1 protein-coding gene is annotated in these 274 nt (G+C 58.4%); it reads right to left on the bottom strand.

Going from position 1 to position 274, the window contains the following annotated elements; all coding sequences use genetic code 11:
• Positions 1 to 237, bottom strand: a 237-nt coding sequence (locus tag SB724_RS20070; RefSeq protein WP_410572592.1) for a 5-deoxy-glucuronate isomerase, incomplete at its 3' end; no start/stop codon positions are given.
• Positions 238 to 274: the final 37 nt, after the last annotated feature.

The following is a 274-nucleotide window of genomic DNA, read 5'->3' as shown; positions in this document are numbered from 1 at the left end:
CCCGATGCCTGAATACAGGACGTCGCTTGGGCCATGGAACACCGAGGGCCGCCCGGCGAGGGCGTAGTCGACGTCGTCAACCGTAACGCTGAATGATCCGCTCAGGGGTATGACGATGCGTTCCTCATCAACAGCAGGAAGGTCAACCGCATTCCCGGCTGGGAGGGTGGCAACTTTCAACCCGGTATGTTTCCAGCCAGCTACCGCAGTAGTGGAATCCGATGTTCCAAGGGAGATATCCCAATTACCGTCGGAAGCAGTTCCCAGAGGGTAG

It is taken from the genome of Bacillus sp. SIMBA_031, from assembly GCF_046535225.1.
Classification (GTDB): Bacteria; Bacillota; Bacilli; order Bacillales; family Bacillaceae; genus Bacillus; species Bacillus velezensis.
The sequence above is the reverse complement of the archived record's forward strand: the minus strand, read 5'-3'. Positions and strand labels throughout refer to the sequence as shown.